This window comes from Dietzia sp. IBK-p2-15D (genome assembly GCF_057773105.1).
Genome location: NZ_JBYMTK010000001.1, coordinates 476360 through 490126 on the forward strand (window position 1 = coordinate 476360; position 13767 = coordinate 490126).

Annotated in this window: 15 protein-coding genes; 9 read left to right on the forward strand and 6 right to left on the reverse strand. The window is 71.0% G+C overall.

Annotated features, from left to right (window positions below; all coding sequences use genetic code 11):
- Positions 1-4 precede the first annotated feature (4 nt).
- Both AC3DEV_RS02280 and AC3DEV_RS02285 read left to right on the forward strand, forming a co-directional pair.
- Positions 5-361, forward strand: coding sequence for a GNAT family N-acetyltransferase (locus AC3DEV_RS02280; RefSeq protein WP_472982291.1), 357 nt, complete (start codon positions 5-7; stop codon positions 359-361).
- A gap of 1 nt (position 362) precedes the next feature.
- Positions 363-818 (forward strand): carboxymuconolactone decarboxylase family protein, encoded by a 456-nt coding sequence (locus tag AC3DEV_RS02285; RefSeq protein ID WP_488371176.1) that lies wholly within the window; start codon positions 363-365, stop codon positions 816-818.
- A 53-nt stretch (positions 819-871) separates the two neighbouring features.
- On the opposite strand, the gene AC3DEV_RS02290 is transcribed toward AC3DEV_RS02285, so the two are convergent.
- Positions 872-1288: a YccF domain-containing protein gene (locus AC3DEV_RS02290; RefSeq protein WP_396444290.1), complete on the reverse strand. Its 417-nt coding sequence runs from the start codon at positions 1286-1288 to the stop codon at positions 872-874.
- A gap of 45 nt (positions 1289-1333) precedes the next feature.
- Between AC3DEV_RS02290 and AC3DEV_RS02295 the strand changes: the two genes are divergently transcribed.
- Both AC3DEV_RS02295 and AC3DEV_RS02300 read left to right on the forward strand, forming a co-directional pair.
- Entirely contained in the window at positions 1334-2740 is a 1407-nt protein-coding gene (locus tag AC3DEV_RS02295; protein WP_216824146.1) for a sigma 54-interacting transcriptional regulator, read from the forward strand.
- A 44-nt stretch (positions 2741-2784) separates the two neighbouring features.
- Entirely contained in the window at positions 2785-4803 is a 2019-nt protein-coding gene (locus AC3DEV_RS02300) for a vWA domain-containing protein (RefSeq protein WP_488371177.1), read from the forward strand.
- 144 nt (positions 4804-4947) lie between these two features.
- Here the strand turns inward: AC3DEV_RS02300 and AC3DEV_RS02305 are convergent, their stop codons facing one another.
- From AC3DEV_RS02305 to AC3DEV_RS02325, 5 genes are all read right to left on the reverse strand, one after another.
- Positions 4948-5607: a class I SAM-dependent methyltransferase gene (locus AC3DEV_RS02305; protein ID WP_067716767.1), complete on the reverse strand. Its 660-nt coding sequence runs from the start codon at positions 5605-5607 to the stop codon at positions 4948-4950.
- A gap of 24 nt (positions 5608-5631) precedes the next feature.
- Positions 5632-6030 (reverse strand): carboxymuconolactone decarboxylase family protein, encoded by a 399-nt coding sequence (locus tag AC3DEV_RS02310; RefSeq protein WP_253702067.1) that lies wholly within the window; start codon positions 6028-6030, stop codon positions 5632-5634.
- Complete coding sequence (locus AC3DEV_RS02315) at positions 6027-7073, reverse strand: NAD(P)-dependent oxidoreductase (protein WP_488371178.1); 1047 nt, start codon at positions 7071-7073, stop codon at positions 6027-6029. Before AC3DEV_RS02315 ends, AC3DEV_RS02310 begins: the two co-directional genes overlap by 4 nt.
- Positions 7070-7822, reverse strand: coding sequence for an SDR family oxidoreductase (locus AC3DEV_RS02320; protein WP_096907046.1), 753 nt, complete (start codon positions 7820-7822; stop codon positions 7070-7072). Before AC3DEV_RS02320 ends, AC3DEV_RS02315 begins: the two co-directional genes overlap by 4 nt.
- Positions 7823-7970: 148 nt before the next feature.
- The gene (locus tag AC3DEV_RS02325) at positions 7971-9446 is read right to left on the reverse strand and encodes an aldehyde dehydrogenase (RefSeq protein WP_488371179.1); all 1476 of its coding nucleotides are present in this window, start codon (positions 9444-9446) and stop codon (positions 7971-7973) included.
- Positions 9447-9535: 89 nt separating this feature from the next.
- On the opposite strand from AC3DEV_RS02325, the gene AC3DEV_RS02330 reads away from it, so the two are divergent.
- From AC3DEV_RS02330 to AC3DEV_RS02350, 5 genes are all read left to right on the forward strand, one after another.
- Positions 9536-10108: a TetR/AcrR family transcriptional regulator gene (locus tag AC3DEV_RS02330; RefSeq protein ID WP_096907048.1), complete on the forward strand. Its 573-nt coding sequence runs from the start codon at positions 9536-9538 to the stop codon at positions 10106-10108.
- Positions 10109-10116: 8 nt separating this feature from the next.
- Positions 10117-11331 carry a cytochrome P450 gene (locus AC3DEV_RS02335; RefSeq protein WP_488371180.1) on the forward strand — a complete coding sequence of 405 codons (1215 nt, stop codon included), beginning with the start codon at positions 10117-10119 and terminating at the stop codon, positions 11329-11331.
- Entirely contained in the window at positions 11331-12125 is a 795-nt protein-coding gene (locus AC3DEV_RS02340; protein WP_488371181.1) for an SDR family oxidoreductase, read from the forward strand. Before AC3DEV_RS02335 ends, AC3DEV_RS02340 begins: the two co-directional genes overlap by 1 nt.
- Positions 12126-12217: 92 nt before the next feature.
- Positions 12218-13516 (forward strand): cytochrome P450, encoded by a 1299-nt coding sequence (locus AC3DEV_RS02345; RefSeq protein WP_096907521.1) that lies wholly within the window; start codon positions 12218-12220, stop codon positions 13514-13516.
- Positions 13516-13767, forward strand: a complete 252-nt coding sequence (locus AC3DEV_RS02350) for a ferredoxin (RefSeq protein ID WP_371606999.1) — start codon at positions 13516-13518, stop codon at positions 13765-13767. The genes AC3DEV_RS02345 and AC3DEV_RS02350 overlap by 1 nt, the downstream gene beginning before the upstream one ends.

Below are 13767 nucleotides of genomic sequence, written 5' to 3' on the forward strand. Positions count from 1 at the left end.
GCAGATGACCGAGTACACCGACAAGACCGGCGCGACCGTGACCGTGGACCGAGCCGACTCCACCGAGGCGTTCGAGGTCCGGGACGCCTCCGGCGAGGTCGCCGGCCACGCCGACTTCCGCGACCACGCCGGCGAGCGCGTCTTCCACCACACCGTGGTCGACGAGCAGTTCGGTGGCCGGGGCATCGGCACCGCACTCGTGCGCGGCGCGGTGGAGGCCACGCGCGAGGAGGGGATCACCATCGTGCCGGTGTGTTCGATGGTGGAGGGTTTCCTCGGCAAGAACGCGGACGAGTTCGCCGGCGCGTACCGGGAGGCCACGGACGCCGACCGGGCGCGATTCGGCGGGGAGGGCGGCTGACATGGGGGTCCCGCAGTTGGATCGCGCCCAGCGCGAGGTCTACAAGCAGCTCGTCCGTGCGGCGGTCGCCTCGCGGGAGGCCTCCGGCGAGGCCGGGCTGGAGGAGTCGCTGCTCGAACTGGTCAACGTGCGCGTCTCGCAGCTCAACGGCTGCGCGGCCTGCCTTGCCACCCACGTGCCGGCGGCCCGCAAGGCCGGGGTCTCCCAGGACCGGCTCGACCTGCTGCCCGCGTGGCGGGAGATCGATGCGTTCGGTGACCCGGAAAGGGCGGCACTACGACTGGCCGAGACGCTGACCCGGCTGGACGACGCCGAGGAACGAGCCGCCGCGACCGCAGCCGCCGCCGACCACTTCTCCGACGAGCAGCTCTCGGCGCTCGAGTGGACGATCGTGCTGATCAACGCCTTCAACCGGGTGTCGATCGCCAGCCACCACCAGCCGACGCTCGAGGACTGACCGGGCCCGGATGCGGTGCGGAGATGCGCGGTCAGCGGGTGGCGCCCGGGCGGTCAGCGGGTGGCGACCGGCACCATCGCCGCCCGGTCGGAGCGGACGATCTCCTTGCCGAACGGGAAGCACGTGACCGGGATGAGCTTGAGATTGGCCCACGCCAGGGGCAGGCCGATGATCGTCACCGCCTGCGCGACGGCGGTGGCGACGTGGCCGATCGCCAGCCACAGTCCGGCCACCAGGAACCAGATGACGTTGGCGATCGTGCTCACCCCGCCGGGACGGCCCCGGTCGACGACCTCCCGGCCGAACGGCCACAGCACGTAGGCGGCGATCCGGAAACTCGCGACCCCGAACGGGATCGTGATGATGAGGATGCAGGCGAGGATCCCGGCCAGCACATAGCCGAGGAACAGCCAGATGCCCGCGGTCAGCAGCCAGATGATGTTGAGGACGAGGGTCAACACTGCACGCATGGTGCCACCCTATGCCGGAAGCGGAAGTGGCATCGCAGGGCTACGGTGGGCGGTGTGAGCGATAAGCCGAACGTGCAGACCCTCGGCGAGCTGCGCGCCGCCGGATACACCAGCCGCACCCTCCGGGAGGAGCTGCGCGAGAACCTGCTCGCGGCCCTGGCCGCCGGACGCGATCCGTGGCCCGGCATGCACGGCTTCGACACGACGGTGATCCCACAGGTCGAGCGGGCGATCATCGCCGGCCACGACATCGTCCTGCTCGGAGAACGCGGCCAGGGCAAGACCCGTCTGCTGCGCACGCTCGTCGGGTTGCTGGACGAGTGGTCGCCCGTCGTGGCCGGGTCCGAGCTGGGCGAGGACCCGCTCGCGCCGATCACCGAACCCACGCGCGAGCGGATCGCCCGTGAGGGGGATGCGCTGCCCGTACAGTGGCGCCACCGTGACGAGCGCTATGTGGAGAAGCTGTCCACCCCGGACACCTCCGTCGCCGACATGATCGGCGACGTCGATCCCATGAGGGTGGCCGAGGGCCGCCGACTGGGTGACCCGGAGACCATCCACTACGGGTTGGTGCCGCGCGCGAACCGCGGGATCGTGGCGCTCAACGAACTGCCCGACCTGGCCGAGAGGATCCAGGTGGCGTTGCTCAACGTCATGGAGGAGCGGGACGTCCAGATCCGCGGCTACGTCCTGCGCCTGCCCCTGGACGTGCTGGTGGTGGCCTCGGCCAACCCGGAGGACTACACCAACCGCGGACGGATCATCACCCCGCTGAAGGACCGGTTCGGCGCCGAGATCCGCACCCACTACCCGCTAGACCTGGCCGACGAGATCGAGGTCGTGCGGCAGGAAGCCGAGCTGACCGCCGAGGTGCCGGATCCGCTGATGGAACTGCTCGCCCGGTTCACGCGCGAGTTGCGCACCTCCGACTCGATCAACCAGGCCTCCGGCGTCTCCGCCCGCTTCGCCATCGCCGGCGCGGAGACCGTCGCGGCGGCGGCCCGACGGCGGGCGGCCGTGCGGGGTGCCGACGACCCGGGTGAGTCCGTGGCACGGCTCGTCGACGTGGACGCCGCCGTCGAGGTCCTGCGCGGCAAGATCGAGTTCGAGCCCGGCGAGGAGGGGCGCGAGACCGAGATCCTGCGGTACCTGCTGCGCATCGCCACGGTGGACGTCGTCCGCGGACTGTTCCGGGGGATCGACATGACCCCGCTGGTCGACGCGTTCGACGGGTCGGTGACCCTCACGACCGGCGCGAGCGTCACCGCCGCCGAATTCCTCGCCGCCCTGCCCGAGCTGTCCGAACCTGGGCTCTACGACGAGATCGCCGACAGGGTCGGGGCGTCCAACGTCGGCCAGCGGGCCGGCGGGATCGAACTGGCGCTGGAGGGGCTCTACCTCTCACGGCGTCTGTCCAAGGAGACCGGGGACGGCGCCGCCGTCTACGGCTGACACCATCGGCGGCTACCGAGCGCCGCCGGAGCAGGAGGTGCGCGATGTCGCGACCAGAGCCCCGCGCCCGCTACGGGCGCTACATCGGCGGGCCGGACCCGCTCGCGCCCCCGCTCGACCTGTCCGAGGCGCTCGACGCGGTCTCCGAGGGCGTCATGGCCGGGTACTCCCCGGAGCAGTCCATGCGGGAGTTCCTCCGCACCGGCGGCCGCGACCAGACGGGCCTCGACGAGCTGGCCGGACGCATCCAGCGTCGACGTCGCGATCTGCTGCAGCGGAACCACCTGGGCGGCACCCTCGAGGAGGTCTCCCGGCTGCTCGACGAGGCGCTGCTCGCCGAGCGGGGACAGCTCGCCCGCGACACCGCCATGGATCCGATGGACCGCACCCTGCGGGAGATGACCATCGAGAACCTGCCCGACTCGCCGGCCGCCGCGGTCGGGGAACTCAAGGACTACGACTGGGCCTCGTCCGACGCCCGCGAGGCGTACCGCCGCATCCAGGACCTCATGGGCGCCGAGGTGCTCGACGCCCGATTCGCCGGGATGAAACAGGCGCTGGAGAACGCGACCGACGCCGACCGGGCGGCGGTGTCGGAGATGCTGTCGGACCTGACCGAGCTGCTCGACAAGCACGCCCGCGGAGAGGACACCCCCGAGGACTTCCGTGAGTTCATGGACAAGCACTCCGACGCGTTCCCGGAGCAGCCGAAGGACGTCGAGGAGTTGATCGACACCCTCGCCGAGCGTGCGGCCGCGGCCCAGCGGATGATGCGCTCGATGACCCCGGAGCAGCGGGAGGAGCTCATGGCCCTGTCGCAGCAGGCGTTCGGTTCGCCCGAGTTGATGGAGCAGCTGGGCCGGTTGGACGGGCTGCTGCAGTCCCTGCGTCCGGGCGAGGACTGGGACGGCTCGGAGGACTTCGAGGGCTCCGAGGGGCTGGGGATGTCCGAGGGGACCGCGGCCATGGCCGAACTCGGAGACCTCGACCGGCTGGCCGAACAGCTCTCGCGGAGCGACAGGTCCCCGCTGTCCGAACTCGACCTGGAGGCGGTGGCCCGCCATCTCGGTCGCGAGGCGGCGGTGTCCGTGCAGACGCTGTCGCGGCTCGAACAGCAGATGCGTGAGTCCGGCTACCTCAGTCGCCGACCGGACGGGGACCTCCGACTCTCCCCGGCCGCGCTGCGCAAACTCGGGAGGTCACTGCTCCGCGACGCCGCGCAGCGGTTGTCCGGCCGGACCGGTGCGCGCGAGACCAGGCTGTCGGGGGCCGCGGGGGAGCAGACGGGGTCGAGCCGGGCCTGGGAGTTCGGTGACGTCGAGTCCTGGGACGTGCCCAGGACCGTGGGCAATGCGATCTCCCGGATCGCCGCGGAGGGGGGCGAGACGGGTGCGGGGATCCGGCTCCTGCCCGAGGACATCGAGGTCAGGGAGACCGAAGCGCGGACCCAGGCCGCCGTGGCGTTGCTGGTGGACACGTCGTTCTCCATGGCCATGGAGGGGCGGTGGGTCCCGATGAAGCGTACGGCCCTGGCCCTCCACCACCTGGTGAGCACCCGTTTCCGGCAGGACCGGCTGCAGCTCATCTCGTTCGGCCGCTTCGCCCAGACCCGGACAGTGGAGGACCTGCTCTCCCTGGACGCGCAGTACGAGGCCGGCACGAACCTGCATCATGCGCTCCTGCTCGCCGGGCGGTACTTCCGTGAGCACCCGACGATGCAGCCGGTGTTGCTCATCGTCACCGACGGCGAACCCACCGCCCACCTGCTCAGCGGCGGGGAGCCGTGGTTCGCCTACCCGCCGGACCCCGACACCATCCGGATCACCGTCGACGAGTTGGACCGGGTCGCCCGCACCGGGGCGCAGACGACCTTCTTCCGGCTGGGCGACGACCCGGGTCTGTCCCGGTTCCTCGACGCGCTGGCCCGGAGGGTCGACGGCACGGTGGTGGCGCCGGACGTCGACGACCTGGGCGCAGCCGTGGTGGGGCGGTTCCTGCACTCACGGCGCGGCCGGCCCTCACCCGGCGACCCGTGGAGCGCCGGCGGTCGCTGGGCGGTGTGACCCGCCCTTGCGGCCCGCCCGGCCCGCAGACCAGCCCGGCCCGCCCCGCAGACCACGAAATCCGCTACCCCGAATCCGGATCCGCTACCCAGATTCGAATAGCGGATCCGGATTCGGAATAGCGGATCCGGGGCGGTTGGGGGCTCAGGGCATCGGCGCGCCGACCTCGCCGGAGTCGCGGCGCAGCACGCGCAGCGAGTCCACGGCCCGGACCTCGGTGAACTGGCCCGACTCGAGCGCGCGGCAGTAGATCTCGTACGGGGGACGGCCGCCGTCCTCCGGGTTCGGGAACACGTCGTGGATGAGCAGCGCCCCGCCGATCTCCACCCACGGGGCCCAGCCCTCGTAGTCGGCCTGCGCCGCCTCGGAGGAGTGGCCTCCGTCGATGAAGACGAACGACGCGGGCCTGCCCCAGACGCGGGCCACCTGGGTCGACGTCCCCACCGCCGCGGTCACCACGTCGTCGAGCCGGGCGTCCCACATGGTGTGGCGGAACGAGCCCAGGGTCTCCAGGCGGCCGGTGTGGGGGTCCACCAGCGAGGTGTCGTGGTACTCCCAGCCGGGCTGGTGCTCCTCGGAACCGCGGTGGTGGTCCACGGTGACGATGCTGCCGCCGGTCACGCGGGCGGCCGCGCCGAGGAACACGGTGGAGCGGCCGCAGTAGGTGCCGATCTCCACGCCCACACCGTCGCCCAGGAACTCGCAGGCGATGTCGTACAAGGTGATGCCCTCCTCCAGCGGCATGAAGCCGGGGGCGGCGAGCGCTACGGCGAGCAGCGCGGGTTCGATCTCGGGTGCGGTCATGGGTTTCAACCTAGCGCCCGCCCCTCAGCCCTCGGCGCGGCGGGCGGCCTTGCGGGCACGCGCCACGTGCGGGCCCACGACGTTGCCGAGTTTGGTCCCGTTGGGCCAGCCCGCGTAGTAGCAGAGGAACACCACGATCTCCTCCAGTTCCTCGGGCGTCAGCTCGTCGTTGCCGAGCGCCGCCCCCACCTGGATGTCCGCGATGTCGGTGTTGCCCTGGGCCGTCAGCGCCCCCAGGAGCAGCAACCGGCGATCGCGGTGACTCAGGCCCGGGCGGGACCAGATCCTGCCGAACAGGTGGTCCGCGGTCTCGGCGAAGTAATCACCCGGCCCGTCGGACATCTCGAAGCCGTACACCTCGGTCATCATGGCCAGACCGTGCTCGCGCTCCGGGCTCATCCCGGCGTCCGCGGCGTCGCTCATCGGTTCTCCTCGTCGTCGTCGTGGTCGTCGTCGTGGTCTCGTCCGGTCCCGCCCGCTTCGCCGGACACGCCGTCGGACGCGCGGACGTCCGCGCGGCGGGCGAGCTCACCCGGCCCGACACCGAACCCGGTGCCCAGGTCGCGCAGCGCGATGGTGCCCAGGGGCAGGTCCACGCCCAGCCGGTCGGCCAGGCCCAGGGCGAGGGACAGGTCCTTCTCGCCCAGGCCGCGGACGTGGGTGAACACGCCGTGCCAGAAGTCGTCGGCCGCGATCGGCGCGGTGGAGTCCCGCAGCATCACGGCCCCGGCGCCGCCGGTGATGGCGTCGGTGTGGCGGACCACCCGGCCCAGCTTGGTGATGTCGATGCCCGCGGCCTCGGCCAGCCGGGAGGCCTCGGCGGTGGCGGTGAACGAGATGAAGTGCAGGAGGTTGCGGGCCAGTTTCATCCGCGTGCCCGCACCCACTTCCCCGGCGTGCACGGGCATGCCCGCCCACAGCGCGAACACCGGCTTGCACGCCTCGTAGACCTCGCGCGGCGCACCGACCATCACGGCGAGCTGACCCGATTCCGCCCCCTGCGCGCCACCCGACACCGGCGCGTCCACCAGGTGGACCCCGGCGGCCGCACACACCTCGGCCAGCTCAACAGCCGTCGAGTCGGCGATGGTGGAGTGGACCGCGATCACGGTCCCCGGTGCGGCGGTGCGCAGGATCCCCTCGGGTCCGTCGACGACGTCACGCACCTGGGCGTCGTCCAGCACCGTCACCGACACCAGGCGCGCCGTGCGGGCGACCTCGGCACCGGTGGCGGCGGCGGTGGCCCCCTCGGCGACGAACGGCTCGGTCGTCTCCGGGCGCACGTCGCACACCACGAGTCCGCCCGGCCAGGCCAGGAGGCGCTTCGCGATCGGCGCACCCATGTTGCCCAGGCCGATGAACCCGACCGGGGCGGGGGAGTCGCCGGCCGACCCCGTGCCGATCCGCAGGGCGGGCTTCTGTTCGGGGGTCGGGGCCGGGTCGCTCGTGATCGGATGCCCGCTCATGACCGGATGATCTGTCCGCCGTCGACGTTGAAGATCTGCCCGGTGATCCACGACGCCTCGTCCGACAGCAGGAACAGCAGCATCCCCACCAGGTCCTCCGGCTGACCCATGCGCTTGATGGGCAGCTTGTCGACCATCTCCTTGACGATCGACTGCGGGGTCGAGGAGCGGTTGGCCTCGGTGTCGATCGGCCCGGGAGCGATGGCGTTGATGCGGATGTTCGAGCCGCCCAGCTCGGTGGCGAGCTGCTGGGTGAGGCCGTTGACGCCGACCTTGGCCAGGCCGTAGAAGCCCGAGTACAGCCACGCCGCGGTGGAGGACTGGTTGACGATCGCGCCACCGCCGGCGGCGGCCATCTTCTCCCAGCAGGCGCGGACCATGAGCAGCTGACCGTTGAGGTTCACCGACATGAACTTCTCGTAGTAGTCCCACGGCACGGTGATGAGGAAGTCGAGCTTCATGCCGCCGAAGATCGCGGCGTTGTTGACCAGGATGTCCAGGCGGCCGAACTCCTCGACCGCGGCCTCGGCGCAGGCGTTGGCCGAGTCGGGGTCGGAGACGTCCGTGTGCCGGAAGACCGCCCGGCCGCCCGCGGCGACGATGTCCGCGGCGACGCGCTCCCCGTTCTCGGTCGACACGTCGGCGACCACCACGTTCGCGCCCTCGGCCGCGAGGGCCTTGGCGTACTCCTCGCCGATGCCGCCGGCGGCTCCGGTCACGATGGCGGTCCTACCGTCGAAACGTCCCATGTCGTGTGTCTCTTCCTGTCGGCGTGGTGATGCTGGATGGGGTGGTGCTGGTGAGTGGTGCTGGTGAGTGGTGTGGGGCCAGGTGCCGGGCCAGTGGTGCCGGGCCAGTGGTGCCGGGTGCCCGGGCTCTCCGGTGCTGTCCGGGGCCTCAGGCCGGGGTGGCGACGGACTTGATCTCGAGGTATTCCTCGAAGCCCTCGCGGCCCATCTCGCGGCCGATGCCCGACTGCTTGTACCCGCCGAACGGCACGTCGGCGCCGTACCACTGGCCGCCGTTGACGCCGAGGGTGCCGGTGCGGATGCCGGCCACGACCTTCTCGATCCGCTCGGGGTCGGTGCCCCACACGGCTCCGGACAGTCCATAGGGGGAGTCGTTGGCGATCCGGATCGCATCGGAATCGCCATCGTGGGGGATGACCACCAGGACGGGGCCGAAGATCTCCTCCTGTGCCACCCGCGCCGAGTTGTCGAGACCGGAGATGAGGGTCGGCTCCACCCAGAACCCGCGCTCCATGCCCTCGCCGGTGGGGCGGCCGCCACCGATCTCGATGGTGCCGCCCTCCTCCACGGCCAGGGCGATGTAACCCTCGATGCGCTCGCGCTGGACGGCGGAGATCACCGGGCCGCAGAAGGCACCCGGGTCGTTGGGGTCCTTCGGGGCGAACGCCGCCATGGCGCCCTTGGCCGCCTCGACCGCCTCGTCGTACCTCTCGCGGGGCACGACGAGGCGGGTGGTCAGTGCGCAGCCCTGTCCGGCGTGCGTACACGCGTTGAGGGCCGTCATGAAGCACGCCGAGTTCAGGTCGGCGTCGTCCAGCACAACGGCGGCGGACTTGCCGCCGAGCTCGAGGAAGACCTTCTTCAGCGTCTCGGCGGCGGCGGCCATGATCTTCTTGCCGGTCGCGGTGGATCCGGTGAAGGAGACCAGGTCGACGCGCGGGTCGGTGGTCAGCTGTTCGCCGAGGCCGTGGTCGGACGACGAGACCACGTTGAGTACGCCGGCGGGGATGTCCGTCTCCTCGGCGGCGATCCGGGCAACGGCCGCGGCGATGAGCGGGGTGTCGGGGGCGGGCTTGAGCACCACGGTGCAGCCGGCGGCCAGCGCGGGGCCGATCTTGGCGAAGTTGATCTGGTTGGGGAAGTTCCACGGGGTGATGGCGCCGACCACGCCGACCGCCTCGCGCCGGGTCGAGCGGTTGGAGCGCACGCCCATGATCTCGGACTCCCCGAGCTCGGTGACCCACTCGTAGGCCTCCACCAGGTCGGCGAGCCAGCCCAGGTCCGCGACGGGCCCCTCCAGCTGGGGGCCGGTCGTGAACATGTGGGGCGCGCCGACCTCGGCGATGGTCAGTGCCCGCAGCTCCTCGATGTGTCCCTGAAGTGCATCGCGGAGCTGGCGCAGGCACCGCGCACGGAACGCGTGGTCGGAGGACCAGTCGGTGGTGTCGAACGCGGTGCGCGCGGCGGCGATGGCCGCGTCCATGTCCTCGCGCCCGGCGTCGGCGGCCCGGCCGATGACCTCTTCGGTGGCCGGGTTGAGGACGTCGAACGTGGCGCCCCCGGTGGCGGGTCGCAGCTCACCGCCGATCAGCAGGGGGGCGGTGTCGGTGATGCTCGTCGTCACTTAGGAGCCTTCCGTCGCGGTGGATCGATCCAGAATGGGTGGACAGCTGTCTAGACGATAGTCCGGACGGTGGTGTACTGTCCAGACACATGTCCAGTGATCTTCGGTTCGAATCGACGCGGCGCAGGCTCAACGGCCAGCAGGCCGAGACCGTCGACCGCCTGACCAGCGCGGCTGTCGAGGTGCTGCGGGAGAAGGGTCCGGGAGGCCTGGCCGTCCGTGCCGTGGCCGCCAGGGCCGGCGTCGCACCGGCGACCGCCTACACGTACTTCTCCTCCAAGGGCCACCTCATCGCGGAGGTGTTCTGGCGCCGTCTGGACGACCACGTGACCGAGGCCGCCGACGGTGGCTCCACCGCCGACCGGGTGGTCGCCGTGTTGCGCGACGTCGCGCTCCTCCTCGCCGACGAGCCGGAACTGTCGTCGGCCGTCACCGCCGCTCTGTTGGGCGACGACCCCGAGGTCTCCCACCTGCGGGTCCGGATCGGCGCCGACATCCGGCGTCGCCTCGTGGCGGCGTTGGGGGACCGGAACGACGACGAGGTGGTCCAGGCACTGGAGATGGTCTACGCCGGGGCACTCGTCCGGGCGGGCATGGGCTACGGCTCCTACTCGGACATGGCAGACGCGATCGAATCCGCAGCACGACTGATCCTGAGGTGACCCCTGAGATGACCACCGCGACGCCCGCTCCGCTCGTGTTCAGCCCGTACGACTACGCGGTGCACGAGGATCCCTACCCGTTCTACGCCCGTCTCCGCGCGGAGGCGCCCGTCTACCACAACCCGGACCTCGACTTCTGGGCGCTGAGCAGGCACGCGGACGTCCGCGAGGCGTTCCGCGCGCCGGACGTGTTCTCCAACGCCATGGGGGTCTCGCTGGACCCCGCCGCGTACGGGCCGCACGCCTACAAGACGATGTCCTTCCTCGCGATGGACGATCCCCGCCACGCCCGCCTGCGCAAACTGGTGAGCAAGGGGTTCACCTCCAGGCGCGTGGACGCCCTGTCCGAGGGGATCTCGAGGATCTCGCGGCAGTACTGGGACGAGTGCCTGGCCCGGTCCCGCGACGGGGAGACCATCGACTTCGTCGACGACTACGCGGGCAAGCTGCCCATGGACGTCATCTCGGATCTCATGGGCGTACCGGAGGTCGACCGGGCCGAACTGCGTCGGCTGGCCGACCTCGTCATGCACCGCGAGGAGGGCGTGCAGGACGTGCCGGAGGACTCCATGGTGGCCGCGCTCGACCTCATCACCTACTACCAGGGGATGGTCGCCGAGCGTCGTACCGCCCGGACCGAGGACCTCACCTCCGCACTGCTCGACGCCGAGATCGACGGCGAGAAGCTGGACGACGACGAGATCCTGTCCTTCCTGTTCCTCATGGTGGTGGCCGGCAACGAGACCACGACCAAACTTCTGGCCAACGCCCTGTTCTGGGGCCACGAGTACCCCGGCCAGTCGCGGGCCGTGCTCGACGATCCCGCCCTGGCACCGGCCTGGGTGGAGGAGACGCTGCGCTTCGACACCTCGAGTCAGATGGTCCTGCGCACCACCACCGAGCCCGCCACGGTCCGGGGTGTCACCATCCCCGCCGACCAGAAGGTCCTGTTGCTCATCGGGTCCGCGAACCGCGACGAGGAGGTCTTCGACCGCGGCGACGCCTTCGATCTCGCGCGGGACACCACGGCGAGCCTGAGTTTCGGTCAGGGACCCCACTTCTGCCTGGGGGCGCACCTCGCCCGGCTCGAGGGCCGCATCGCGCTGGACATGATCGCCCGCACGATCACCGGCTACGAACTGCTCCCCGGGGCCGAGCGCGTCCACTCCTCCAACGTCCGCGGCTTCGCCCATCTGCCCATGCGGGTCGAGGTGGCGCGCTGATGAGCCTGCGGTTCCCGTCCCACCCGGACGCCTCCGAACGTCCCGCCCTGGTCACCGGCGCCTCCTCGGGCATCGGCCGCGCGAGTGCCGAGTCCCTCGCGGCACTCGGGCACCCGGTCGTCGTGGGCGCGCGCCGCGCGGATCGGCTCGACGACCTGGTGCGCACCATCCGCGAGGCCGGGGGCGAGGCCACGGCCCGGGAGGTCGACGTCACCGACGCCGACTCCGTCACCGGGTTCGTCGCCGCGGCTGCCGATGCGTACGGCCCCGCAGAGGTGCTGGTCTCCAGCGCGGGGAGCCTGAAGATGGCACGGGTCTGGGAGATGGACCCGGACGACTTCGCCGCCCAGCTCGACATCCACCTGCTCGCCGTCCACCGCCTGCTGCACGCGGTACTGCCCGGCATGATCGACCGCCGCCGCGGGGACGTCGTGCTCATCGGCTCCGACGTGGCCTACACGGCCCGGCCTCGCTCCGGCGCGTACGTGGCGGCCAAGGCCGGACTGGAGACCATGGCCAAGCAGGCCCGCCGGGAGCTCGAGGGCACCGGGGTGCGGCTCGGCGTGGTCCGGCCCGGTCCGGTGATGACCGAGATGGGCACGGACTTCGACCAGGACACGGCCGAGGCCGTCATCAACGAATGGGTGAGGCACGGATTCGGTCGTCATCCCCGGATGTGCAAACCCGCCGACCTCGCGCGCGGGGTCACCGCCATGGTGTCCATGCCCCGCGGCGCCCAGATCACCGAGCTGGAGATCCAGCCGGAGGCCCCCATCGAGGAGGACTACTCGTGACCAGCATCGACAGTTCCACAGACGAGCCCACCGACTTCTCGGGCCTGGACGAGCCGCAGCGCGTGTCCGGCGGAGAGGGCGAACTCGGCCACATGGACGAGCTACGCACCGACCCGATCAGCCTGTTCTGGCGGGTCCGACAGGAGTGCGGCGACCTGGGCGTGTTCCGGATCGCCGACCGCGACATCTGCCTGGCCTCGGGTGCCGCCGCGAACGAGGCGTTCTTCCGGGCGCCCGACGAGGCGCTGGACCAGGCGGCCGCCTACCCCTTCATGACCCCGGTGTTCGGTGAGGGCGTCGTCTTCGACGCCAGCCCCGAGCGCCGCTCGGAGATGCTCCACAACACCGCCCTGCGCGGTGACCACATGCGCCAGCACGCCGTCACCATCCCGCACGAGGTCCAGCGCATGGTGGCCGAGTGGGGCGACGAGGGCGAGATCGACCTGCTCGAGTGGTTCTCCGAACTCACCATCTACACCTCGTCGGCGTGCCTCATCGGCCCCAAGTTCCGCGAGCAGCTCGATTCCCGGTTCGCCCACCTGTACCACGACCTGGAACAGGGGACCGACCCCCACGCCTACATCGACGCCTACGCCGACATCCCCGCGTTCCGCAAGCGTGACGAGGCCCGCGCCGGGCTGGTCGAGCTCGTCTCCGCGATCATGGACGACCGCGTCGCCAACCCGCCCGCCGACAAGGAGGACCGGGACCTGCTCGACGTGCTGGTCTCGGTGAAGAACGACGACGGCACGCACCGGTTCACCCCGGACGAGGTCACCGGCATCTTCATCTCGATGATGTTCGCCGGGCACCACACGACCTCGGGGACGAGCGCCTGGATGCTCATCGAACTGCTCAAGCATCCCGAGTACCTCTCGCAGGTCGTGGCGGAACTCGACGAGGTCTACGCGGACGGTGCCGAGTACAGCTTCGGCGCGCTGCGGCAGATGCCCAAGGTGGAGAACGCCCTCAAGGAGACGCTGCGACTGCACCCGCCGCTCATCATCCTCATGCGCGTCGCCCAGGAGGACGTGCGGATCGGGGACTACGTCGTCCACGCCGGCCAGACCGTCGCCGCCTCGCCGGCGGTGTCCAACCGGCTGCCGGAGGACTTTCCCGACGCGGACGCGTTCGACCCGGACCGGTACGCGGAACCGCGGCAGGAGGACATCGTCAACCGCTGGACCTGGATCCCCTTCGGCGCCGGCCGGCACCGCTGCGTGGGCGCGGCGTTCGCCCAGCTGCAGATCAAGGCCATCTTCTCGGTCCTGTTGCGGGAGTTCGAGTTCGAGCTCGCCCAGCCGGCGGAGAGCTACCACAACGACCACTCGAAGATGGTCGTCCAGCTGGCCCAGCCGTGCACCGTCCGCTACCGGAGGAGGCGTCGCTGATGGGCGGGGAGTCGCCGATGCGGGTCGAGGTCGACTTCGACCTGTGCCAGGCCCACGCCGAGTGTCAGGCCGAGGCGCCCGAATGGTTCACGGTGCCCAAGGGGCCCGAGGCGAAGGTACGGGCCAAGCGGGGCCGGATACCCGACAGCCAACTCGAGGCCGTCAAGGCCGCCGTCAAGTACTGCCCGACACAGGCACTGCGCCTGGTCGACACCCCAGACCCCACGCAAGAGAGCCCCAGGAGTGAGTGA